The 9,772-nt window shown below is 64.7% G+C and carries 9 protein-coding genes; 3 read left to right on the top strand and 6 right to left on the bottom strand.

Features of this window, described 5'->3' with window-relative positions:
- On the bottom strand, nt 1–3,422 hold a 3,422-nt coding region (locus ABY44_RS17980), incomplete at its 3' end, for a DUF6531 domain-containing protein (RefSeq protein WP_431641515.1).
- Nucleotides 3,423–3,878: 456 nt separating this feature from the next.
- Between ABY44_RS17980 and ABY44_RS17975 the strand changes: the two genes are divergently transcribed.
- Nucleotides 3,879–4,088 (top strand): hypothetical protein, encoded by a 210-nt coding sequence (locus tag ABY44_RS17975; protein WP_060173377.1) that lies wholly within the window; start codon nt 3,879–3,881, stop codon nt 4,086–4,088.
- Between the two features lie 110 nt (nt 4,089–4,198).
- Here ABY44_RS17975 and mnmE read toward each other — a convergent pair whose 3' ends face one another.
- The gene (mnmE, locus tag ABY44_RS17970; RefSeq protein ID WP_060173378.1) at nt 4,199–5,593 is read right to left on the bottom strand and encodes a tRNA uridine-5-carboxymethylaminomethyl(34) synthesis GTPase MnmE; all 1,395 of its coding nucleotides are present in this window, start codon (nt 5,591–5,593) and stop codon (nt 4,199–4,201) included.
- A gap of 335 nt (nt 5,594–5,928) precedes the next feature.
- Between mnmE and ABY44_RS17965 the strand changes: the two genes are divergently transcribed.
- Entirely contained in the window at nt 5,929–6,360 is a 432-nt protein-coding gene (locus ABY44_RS17965; RefSeq protein WP_021157984.1) for a helix-turn-helix domain-containing protein, read from the top strand.
- Between the two features lie 102 nt (nt 6,361–6,462).
- On the opposite strand, the gene yidC is transcribed toward ABY44_RS17965, so the two are convergent.
- The 4 genes from yidC to rpmH form a co-directional block, all read right to left on the bottom strand.
- Nucleotides 6,463–8,127: a membrane protein insertase YidC gene (yidC, locus tag ABY44_RS17960; protein ID WP_027788804.1), complete on the bottom strand. Its 1,665-nt coding sequence runs from the start codon at nt 8,125–8,127 to the stop codon at nt 6,463–6,465.
- A gap of 8 nt (nt 8,128–8,135) precedes the next feature.
- Complete coding sequence (yidD, locus tag ABY44_RS17955) at nt 8,136–8,402, bottom strand: membrane protein insertion efficiency factor YidD (protein ID WP_006750110.1); 267 nt, start codon at nt 8,400–8,402, stop codon at nt 8,136–8,138.
- A gap of 75 nt (nt 8,403–8,477) precedes the next feature.
- Entirely contained in the window at nt 8,478–8,939 is a 462-nt protein-coding gene (gene rnpA / locus ABY44_RS17950) for a ribonuclease P protein component (RefSeq protein WP_021157986.1), read from the bottom strand.
- A gap of 15 nt (nt 8,940–8,954) precedes the next feature.
- The gene (gene rpmH, locus ABY44_RS17945) at nt 8,955–9,089 is read right to left on the bottom strand and encodes a 50S ribosomal protein L34 (RefSeq protein WP_004198824.1); all 135 of its coding nucleotides are present in this window, start codon (nt 9,087–9,089) and stop codon (nt 8,955–8,957) included.
- Nucleotides 9,090–9,510: 421 nt separating this feature from the next.
- Here rpmH and ABY44_RS17940 point away from each other — a divergent pair.
- Nucleotides 9,511–9,772 (top strand): DnaA N-terminal domain-containing protein (locus tag ABY44_RS17940; RefSeq protein WP_431641511.1); only part of this gene is annotated, 262 nt, incomplete at its 3' end.

Below are 9,772 nucleotides of genomic sequence, written 5' to 3'. Positions count from 1 at the left end.
GGGTCGAACGCGAAGGTTTCGTGGCCCAGGCGGCTTTGTGCCTCCAGCAGCCGGCCCACCGGATCGTAGCGGTAGGCCAGTTGGCCGCGCCGCGTGTCGTTGATGTCGGTGAGCTGGCCGCTGGCGTCGTAGCGGTAGCGGCGCACCAGCAGGCGGCTGCCGCCAGCGGTTTGCGTGGCCGGCTCTTTGGCCTCGTGGGCAAGTACCTGCTCGCTCAACCGCCCCATGGCATCCCACTGCTGCTTCTGCAGCAGGCGATTGCCCTGGGTGCGGACGATTTCACGGTGCAGGTCGTCGCGCTCGTAGCTGACCAGTTCGCGCTCGTTCAATTGCAGGGCCAGCAGGTGTCCGCTGCCGTAGGTGAGCCAGCTTACGCGGTGCCCATCCGGGCGCACGGTAGCGATACGCTGGTTGAGCGCGTCGTATTCGTGCTGCCACACGCCGACCAGCGGCTTGCCGAGGCAGATGTAGTGCTGGTGCTCGCGCACCAGGTTGCCGGCCGCGTCGTGGAACCATTGCAGTCGGCTGTCGGCGTTGGTGGCCAGCGCCAGGTTGCCGTTGAGGTCATACGCGAAGCGTTCCACCTGCCAGGCTTGCTCACGCGGCGGCGTCTCGCCGGTTTGCAGCGCCGCGCGCCGCTCAGCGAGGCGGCCCATTGCATCGAAGGTGTAGGCGGTGATGCGCTGCCCGTCCACCGCGCGCGCCAGCTTGCCGGTTTCTTCCTCGTACTCGTAGCGCGTGGTGGCGCCATCAAAGCCGGTTTCGGCGAGCAGGCGACCCACCGGATCGTAGTGGAACTCGGCTTCGCGGCCGTTCTCGTTGCGCAGCGCGGTGAGCTGACCGAGCTTGTCCCACTGGTAGCGCAGGGTCTGGCCGGCCGCGTCCACCCGGCTGGCGAGCAGCCCGGCCTCGGTGTAGTCCCATTCGGTACGCCGCCCCAGCGCATCGACGTGGGTCAGCAAACGCCCTTCGGCGTCGCGCTCGAAGTGTTCTTCGCTGTTGTCGGGATGGCGGATGACAGCGAGCTGGCCGGCCTCGTAACGATAGCGGGTGACCTGTCCGGCCGCGTCAGTGAACTGGATCATCTGGCCGCGTTCGTCGTAGGCCCAGGTACTGGCCTTGCCCGAACAGTCGATGTAGCGCGTGAGCTGGCCGCTGGCGTTGTACTCGAGCTGCTTGATCTTGCCGCTGGCGTCGGTGATGCCGATCGGCAGGCCCATCGGGTTGTAGGCGTACTCGGTCTTGTTGCCGAGCGGGTCAACGCTCTCGGTCAGGCGGCCGCGCGTGTCGTAGTCGCGCAGCCAGAGCCCACCCTCGGCATCGCTGATCTTGATGAGCAGGTCTTTCGTATCCCACGCGTAATGCACCGAGCTGCCATCTGCGCGGATGTATTCGAGCAGGTTGCCGTTCTCGTCGTAGGCGTAACGGTCTTCGCTGCCATCGGTGTGGATGTGGTGCACGACGTTCTTGGCAGCATCGCGGAACAGCCATTCCTGCCGCTGGTCCGGGTGGATGATGCGGTAGGTGTAGCCGAGGCTGTCGTAGTAGTGCCGCGTTTCCTGTCCGTGGGCGTCGGTGACGTAGGTGAGGCGAATGTTCGGGTCCCACTCCAGGCGCACCTCGAAGCTGCCGTCGTCGGCCCATTCATGCACGGCACGGGCGTCGGGGCCTGCGCCCTGCCATGCGAGGTTCATCCCGCGGCCGGTACGGTCGGTGTAGCGGGTGATCAGGTGGTGCTGGTAGGCGTAGGTCCAGACGGTGGCGTTTTCATCCTGGGCCAGCGTCAGGTCGCCGGCTTCGTCGTATCGATACAGACTCAGCCGACGCTCGGGGGCCGTATCACCCATCAGCCACAGGCCGGTGAGGCGGCCAGCCTCGTCGACTTGGGTGCCCAGATGCGTGTGCGGCTGGCTCGGGTCGTCCTGGTAGGTGACCAGGTCCGACAACACCACGCGCTCGTCCACGCGGTGGTCGTAGCCCAGCAGCAGGCCGGCGCCGCCGCGCAGTTCGACCTGCACGAGTAGGAAGCGCTCGCCGTGGCGCTGGTAGGTTTCGCGACGCTCGTAACCGCGGCACAGGACCAGGCGGTGTTCGCTGACCCGCACCAGCGTGATGTCTTCGATGCGGTCATCGTGCAGCCCGCCGATCTTGGGCAGCGGGTAGTCGAGGCTGCGGCCATCGGCGCCGTGGTAACGCAGACCGTCGCCAATCACATCGATGCGCGTGGTGTAGGGGGTGATCCAGCGCGCGCCGTGTTCGTCGTGGTCGTAGGCGTCCAAACTGGAGCGGTAGGTACGCGTCCAGACGATGGGAAACGGACCGGGCAGAACGAAATCGGTGTGCGAGAGGGTTTCGGTGCCCGTGGCAAAACTGATGCTGCCGCCACTGCACGACTGCACGCCAATCTTGCACTGGTTGGCGTCCTGCTCGGCAGGCCGCTCCTTGACGCGGACTTCAAGGGACTCGCCGGGGATCTGGCGCCCAGCGATGCTGGTCGCGTCGGGTTTGATGCTGGCACTCTGCCCGGCGCCCGCTTCCCGGGCCTCAAGCGAGCGGACCAATCCAGCCGCAACCCACCCCACGCTGCCCACCTGGGTAGCCTGACCCTGTTGCCGCACCTGCTTGCCCAACAATGCGGCGAACTGGCGCAATGCCTGGGCGTTGGCGCTGACCAGCGTCGACGACTCAAGAGGCGAACTCTGTTCGAAAGAGGGTCGGGTAATCGCGTTACCGCGAAGGAATTGATGGGCTGCGTCGTAGAGGTTGGAAAACGCAGCCGCTGGATCGCGCAGTTCGGTCGTTGCCGATGTGCTTGCCCTCAGGGCGGCCGGCGCAAAGGGCTCCGCCCGTGCCAAGGCCTCCAGGCCGTTCGCCAGGTCCAAGAGCAGGCTTTCGCCGAAGGCGGCCGCCGCGTCCAGCAGAGCGGGGAGTCTTGACTGTATCCGCTGCGCGAGGTCTTCCAGTTCTCCCTGGATGCTGTGGTTCAGATTGACGGCAAGAGTGCGCAACGCCGCCTCGCCTACCTGCGCACTCCCACCCTGCAGGAGTTCCTGCCGCGCCAGGAACAGGGTGGGCCGCAGCACCATGCGGGCAGCGGCGGTACCCGGCTCGGGCATCAGGCCGATCAGGTTCAGGCTGACGTTGAACCAGTCAGAGGCGTGAGGTTCCGGGTGGGTCGTGAGGGTGACGATATCGCCGAGCAGGTCGGCCAGGTTCAGGATGTTGAGAACGGCGGGAAAGTTCCCGGCGACCGTGCGCAGACGGTCTAAGTTCACGCTGCCATGACTGATGGCGCCCAGCCATTCGTCGAACGCCAAAATGCTGAGAGCCACGTCGCCCAACTGAATCTGGTTGAGCGGAGCAACCGAGATTGGGCGCTCGCGGGATGCGTTGGTGGAAGTGCTGGATGTCTGGCCTGCCATAGGTCTCCCGAAGCCGAGCACCTGCGGCTACGGTATGGCAAACCAGGTTAGCCGCAAGCCCTCAGCAAATGTGGATGTACATGGACTTCTTCAGACGCCAGCATGGGCATTGATCAACAGCAGGGATATGAGACGACTCCGAAAATACACGCCGAAATTCCGCAACTCGTACGAAATTCAATTCGGCAATTCGGAGTCCGCACGTCCATCGGCCCCATCGGGGCCGGCCGGCTCGCCCCGTGATCGAAGGCCGGCCAAACCGGCCTCACGCCAACAATAGGCGCCGGGCCATTTCCTATTCCCGCTCGCCCGTCTATACCGCCTCTGTCGGAATAGGCCGCTACCCATCGCGATCAGAATGCAGCGCTGGCGCTGCGCCGTGGCCTGCTCCGAGCCTGCCGGCTTCCGTCGCGCCGCGCATCCGCGCCTGGCCGGCTTGCCTGGCAGTGGTCTGGAATGACGACGCTCTACACGACCGACTACCTCGAGTACTGCCTCACCCTCGTTTCCTGGATCGTCCACAACGGCATCTGGGCCGTGCTGGTGCATCCCGCTGGTGCTGGTCGCGACTTGAGTGCATTCAGGGCAGTGTCGGCGAATGCCATCTTCTTCCTCCGTATGTCCAAGCAGAGGAAGGCCCGGGCTAAAACCGCCACTTGGGCATAAAAACAGACGGCTTTCAGTGTGATTCGCAGAGCTTGATGGGCAAGAAACCTAGTATTCCTGCAGGTTTCAAGGGTTTCAGTGGACCCTGGTGGAGCCCGGTGGATGCGAGGTTATTTCCCGATACAAAACCTGCTGAAAATCACCCCCAACAGATCATCCGAAGTGAACTCCCCGGTAATCGAATTGAGTTGCTCCTGCGCGAGCCGCAGCTCCTCGGCAAACAGATCGAGCGACTGAGCGCGTTGCTCCGCATGATCCGCCGCCTGCGCGAGATGCTCCTGCGCGGCCCGCAGCGCGATCAGATGCCGCTCCCGCGCGAGATACACGCCTTCCGCCCCCGCCTGCCACCCGGCGATCCGCAGCAGCTCCGCGCGCAGCATGTCGATCCCGTCGCCGAGCTTCGCCGACAGATGCACCTCGGTGAGGTCGCCTTCCGCCGCCGGATGCTCGACGCACGCCGCCACGCCGGTCAGATCCGTCTTGTTCAGCACACGCACCACCGGCACGCCGCCCGGAAACCGCGCGGCGATCATTTCGTCATCCGCCGTCATCCCGGTGCGCGAATCCAGCAGATGCAGCACGACGTCCGCACGCTCGATCTCGCTCCACGTACGCGCAATGCCGATCCGCTCGACCTCGTCCTCCGTCTCGCGCAACCCGGCCGTATCGATGATGTGCAGCGGAATCCCTTCGACCTGGATCGTCTGCGCGACCTTGTCGCGCGTCGTGCCCGCGATCGGCGTGACGATCGCCAGCTCCGCGCCGGCCAGCGCGTTCAGCAGCGACGACTTGCCGACGTTCGGCTGCCCCGCGAGCACGACCGACAATCCTTCGCGCAGCAGCGCACCTTGCCGCGCATCACCCAGCACGTGCGCGAGCTGCGCGCGAATCTTCGCGAGCTTGCCGCGCGCATCGGCCGCTTCCAGGAAATCGATCTCCTCTTCCGGAAAATCGAGCGTCGCCTCGACCAGCATCCGCAGCGTGATCACGTCGTCGACGAGCGCATGGATCTGCCGCGAGAACGCGCCGTCGAGCGAGCGCCCGGCCGAACGCGCCGCCGCTTCGGTGCTCGCCTCGATCAGGTCGGCGACGGCCTCGGCCTGCGCGAGATCGAGCTTGTCGTTCAGAAACGCGCGTCGCGTGAATTCGCCGGGCTCCGCGAGCCGCAGACCGAAACCGCGCCCCGCATCCAGGCAGCGCTGCAGCAGCAGCTGCATCACGATCGGCCCGCCGTGCCCCTGCAGCTCGAGCACGTGCTCGCCGGTGTACGAATGCGGCGCCGGGAAATACAGCGCGATCCCGCGGTCGAGCGGCGCGCCGTTCTCGTCGAGGAACGGCACGTAGCTCGCATGGCGCGGCGCGAGCTTCTGCCCGCACAACGCGTCGATCAGCGGCAATGCGGCCGCCTCGCCGCCGCGCCCGAACGAGACGCGGACGACCCCGATGCCACCCCGGCCGGCAGCAGTGGCAATGGCGACGATCGGATCGGAATCGGTAGCGAGCATGGAATCGGTTGAATCGGGTGATCAGTGAATATGGTGCGCCCGCGCAACAGTTCGGGCATCGGAACGCCGGCATTGTAGCGTGCCGGCTCACACGCCATCGATCGCCGCGCTGGATTCGGACGCGCCCGAATTTATCCCGCCGGGGATAAGCCAAGTATCAGTCCAGCGCAATGTCACAGCCGCCGTTTCGGACGAGTATGCCTGCTGGAGCGGCCCAACACTGTGACCCTCAATTTTGCATCCCACTCCGATCGAGATCGGGATTCGTCTGAACGAGATACGTTTAGCCCGAATGGTTGTCTGAAACGTGGTGGTGGAATTGCACAATCTCCCCCATGCCGACATCCGAAGAAAAAGCCGCGTTCTCGGAACGCCTGAAATTCGCCCTGCGGCGCAGCCCGGAGAAGATCACCGGTGCGACCGAACTGGCGAACCGATTCAATCTGCGTCACCGCGGAGCGCAACCCGTTTCGCCGCAAACCGCGCATAAGTGGCTGACGGGTCGCACGATTCCGACGTCGGACAAACTCGCCACGCTCGCCGAATGGCTGCGCGTCGAACTCCACTGGTTGCATTACGGCCCGTCGCCGAGCGTGATCGAACATCCGACGCCGCAACCGCTGCCGCGCGACGAGCGCTATCCGCCGACGCCCGAGACGATCGAACTCGCGTCGAAGATTGAAGCGCTGTCGCCGCATCATCGCTACCTCGTGCAGGAACTGGTCGAGCAGTTCTACGGCGACTCGGGCGAATCGAAGAAAGGCTGAATCCGCACCGGAACCGCAAAAGCAAAAAGCCGCATGGCGCGAACCATGCGGCTTTTTTTGCGTGCATCGCGGGCGGCTCGCCGCCCGTGTGTGCAACGGGCGTCAGGCCGGTTTCTTCTTGGCTCCGCCGAGCTTGCGCGTGATGTAGTACTGCTGTGCGATCGACAGCACGTTGTTCACGACGTAGTACAGCACGAGGCCGGCCGGGAAGAAGAAGAACATCACCGAGAACGCGATCGGCATGAACTTCATCATCTTCGCCTGGACCGGGTCCGGCGGGGTCGGGTTCAGGCTCGTCTGCACGTACATCGACACGGCCATCAGCACCGGCAGGATGAAGAACGGATCGCGCTGCGACAGGTCGTGAATCCACAGAACCCACGGCGCGCCGCGCATTTCGACCGAGGCGAGCAACACCCAGTACAGCGAGATGAACACCGGGATCTGGATCACGACCGGCAGGCAGCCGCCGAACGGATTGACCTTCTCGGTCTTGTACAGCTCCATCAGCGCGGCGTTCATCTTCTGCGGATCGCTCTTGAAGCGTTCGCGCAGCGCCTGCATGCGCGGCGTGATTTCCTTCATGCGCGCCATCGACTTGTAGCTCGCAGCCGACAGCGGGAAGAACACGGCCTTGATCAGGATCGTGAGCAGCACGATCGACCAGCCCCAGTTGCCGATGTAGCCGTGGATCTTCTCGAGCAGCCAGAACAGCGGCTTCGCGATGATCGTCACCCAGCCGTAGTCCTTCACGAGTTCCAGGCCCGGCGCGATGCCTTCGAGCATGCGCTCCTCTTCCGGACCGGCGAACAGGCGTGCCTGCACGTCGGCCGACTGGCCCGGCGCGATCGCGGCGACCGGCTGCTTCACGCCGACGCGGTACAGCGTCGGATCGATCTTTTCAGCGTAGATGTCGCGCTTCACGCCCTGCTGCGGAATCCAGGCCGACGCGAAGTAGTGCTGCACCATCGCGACCCAGCCGTTGTCGGCGGAGGTCACGTAGTCGGCCTTGTTCTTGTCGAGGTCGCTGAAGTTGATCTTCTGGAAGTGCTTCGCGTCCGTGTAGACCGCCGGCCCGAGGAACGTATGCGAGAACATCGGCGTTTCGACGGCCGTGTTGTCGCGCACCAGTTCCATGTAGACCGTCGGCGTGACAGGCGCCGTGCCGACGTTGTCGATCTTGGTGTCGACGCCGATCACGTAGCTGCCGCGCGTGAACGTGTAGGTCTTCACGACCTTCACGCCGCCCTTCACCGGCGATTCGAACGACAGCTTCAGCGCGTTCTGGTCACCCGTCAGCGACGTCGAGCCGGGGTTCAGCTGCGTGTAGACGTCGTTGTGGTTCGGGAAATCGCCGCCGAGCAGGCCCGAGCGTGCGAGATACGTATGGCCGGCCGTGTGGTCGAACAGCGTGATGTACAGGTCGGGCTGCTTGCCGTCGCCCTGCTTCTTCAGCGTCAGCTTCGCGAGCGTGCCGCCGCGCGTGTCGATTTCGCCGTCATACACGTCGGTCGAGAACTTCACGAGCTGCGCCTGGGCGGCCGGAGCAGTGGTCGACGGGGCGGCGCCGGCTGCGGCGGCAGGCACTTCACCTGCGGTCGTCGTCGCGCCCGTGCCCGATGCACCGCCGGCAGCGGCCGCGGGGGCCGTCTGCGTGGCGCTCGGGAAGAACATCGACGGGCGTCCATGGGACCGCTGCCAGTTGTCGTACAGCATGACAGCTGACATGAAGAAGATCACCCATAGGACGGTGCGTTTGATATCCATGCGTTGTCTCAGAGTCGATGGGACCGCGCGTCGGCTTCGCCGCGAGCGCGAGTGTCGGAGTTGGGCGGCGGGACGAGGTCGATGCCGCCCGCGGAAAACGGATGGCATCGGCACACGCGCCTGACGGCGAGATACGTGCCGCGCGCGGCGCCATGATACTGGATTGCCTCGCGCGCGTAATCCGAACAGGAAGGATAAAAACGGCAACGGTTGCCGAGCATCGGGCTCACGGCAACCTTGTAGAAGCGCAGCAAGGCGATCAATACCGTTTCCATACCTTGGGCGGCGCCGTACGACGCCGCGTCAAAACCGGCCGAGCAGGCGCGAACGCCGCACCGGGCACGGATGCGTCACTCGGACGCGGGCTTCGACGCACGGCGGGCGATTTCCCGGACTGCCCTGTCGAGCAGCTCGCGGATCTCGGCCGCGCACATCGCCGCGAGCGGGGCTGAAGCCGCGCTCGGCAGCGCTTTCTTGTCGAAGCGCGTGTGCTGCCGCAGCAGCAGGTCGTAACCGGCGAACTCGGCCCGGCGCAAGCGAAACGCATCGCGCGCCAGCCGCTTCACGAGGTTACGTGTTACCGCACGCGGCGCATACTTCTTGCCGACGACGAGCCCCAGACGCGCGGGCTGACCGGTCGGCTTGCCGTAAATCACGAAGTGCGCGGAGCGCCGCCAGGGGCGCAAACGAAAAACGGATGAAAATTCATCCGTTTTCAGAAGTCGCGCAGCTTTCGGGAAGGCGGCTTTCGTCTGCGACGGATTCGCACCCGGCTCGACGGCACCTTCCGCAGGACTGCGGACGGCGGACACAGCGCGCAACCTGCCTTAGATGGCGAGGCGCTTGCGGCCCTTCGCGCGGCGAGCGTTGATGACCTTGCGGCCACCTGCCGTCTTCATGCGGACACGGAAGCCATGGGTGCGCTTGCGGCGCGTCACGGACGGTTGGTAAGTACGTTTCATGATGTTCTCACTTGTTCGAGAATGTCGAAATTCAGGGGACCGCGTGCCCTTAACCGTAGGCATTCGGGCGAACGCAATCGCCGGGAATACAGGATTGGTTTTCGCGGAACCCGCTATTTAAACCGTTTTTCTCTTGACGGTCAATACTTTAGGAGTCGCTCGCCTGTGCCGGCCCGCGCCGATCCGGCCCCGCGACCCACAATCCCGGCCTGTGGATAACTCGCGCTGTGGTCGCGTTTGGCGGTAGAATCTCGCCTTATCTCCAAGAATCCCGCACGCCGCCTCGGCCCGCGCCTGCCCCTCCAACACTGTGACGCAGGCGTCCGAGGCACGCTCGCACGACCGCTTCGGGCCTTGTTGCGCAACCGCGACAAGGGCGCCGGCGAGCCGCGCTGTGCACGCAAAAAACGACAGTTACTTGATGAACGATTTCTGGCAACACTGTTCCGCACTGCTGGAGCGCGAGCTGACGCCCCAGCAGTACGTGACGTGGATCAAACCCTTGGCCCCGGTGGCCTTCGATGCGTCGGCGAACACGCTGTCCATCGCCGCGCCGAACCGCTTCAAGCTGGACTGGGTCAAGAGCCAGTTTTCGGGACGGATCTCCGATCTGGCCCGCGAATTCTGGAACACGCCGATCGAAGTCCAGTTCGTCCTCGATCCCAAGGCAGGCATGCGCAGTG

This window comes from Burkholderia sp. ZZQ-2, assembly GCF_050768715.1.
GTDB lineage: Bacteria > Pseudomonadota > Gammaproteobacteria > Burkholderiales > Burkholderiaceae > Burkholderia > Burkholderia cepacia.
The sequence above is the reverse complement of the archived record's forward strand: the minus strand, read 5'-3'. Positions and strand labels throughout refer to the sequence as shown.

Excerpts from the sequence above, each read along its gene's own strand:
- yidC (WP_027788804.1), bottom strand. The coding sequence starts at position 8,127 with ATGGATATCAAACGCACCGTCCTATGGGTGATCTTCTTCATGTCAGCT.
- ABY44_RS17975 (WP_060173377.1), top strand. The coding sequence starts at position 3,879 with ATGACGACGCTCTACACGACCGACTACCTCGAGTACTGCCTCACCCTC.
- rpmH (WP_004198824.1), bottom strand. The coding sequence starts at position 9,089 with ATGAAACGTACTTACCAACCGTCCGTGACGCGCCGCAAGCGCACCCAT.
- ABY44_RS17965 (WP_021157984.1), top strand. The coding sequence starts at position 5,929 with ATGCCGACATCCGAAGAAAAAGCCGCGTTCTCGGAACGCCTGAAATTC.
- yidD (WP_006750110.1), bottom strand. The coding sequence starts at position 8,402 with ATGGAAACGGTATTGATCGCCTTGCTGCGCTTCTACAAGGTTGCCGTG.
- mnmE (WP_060173378.1), bottom strand. The coding sequence starts at position 5,593 with ATGCTCGCTACCGATTCCGATCCGATCGTCGCCATTGCCACTGCTGCC.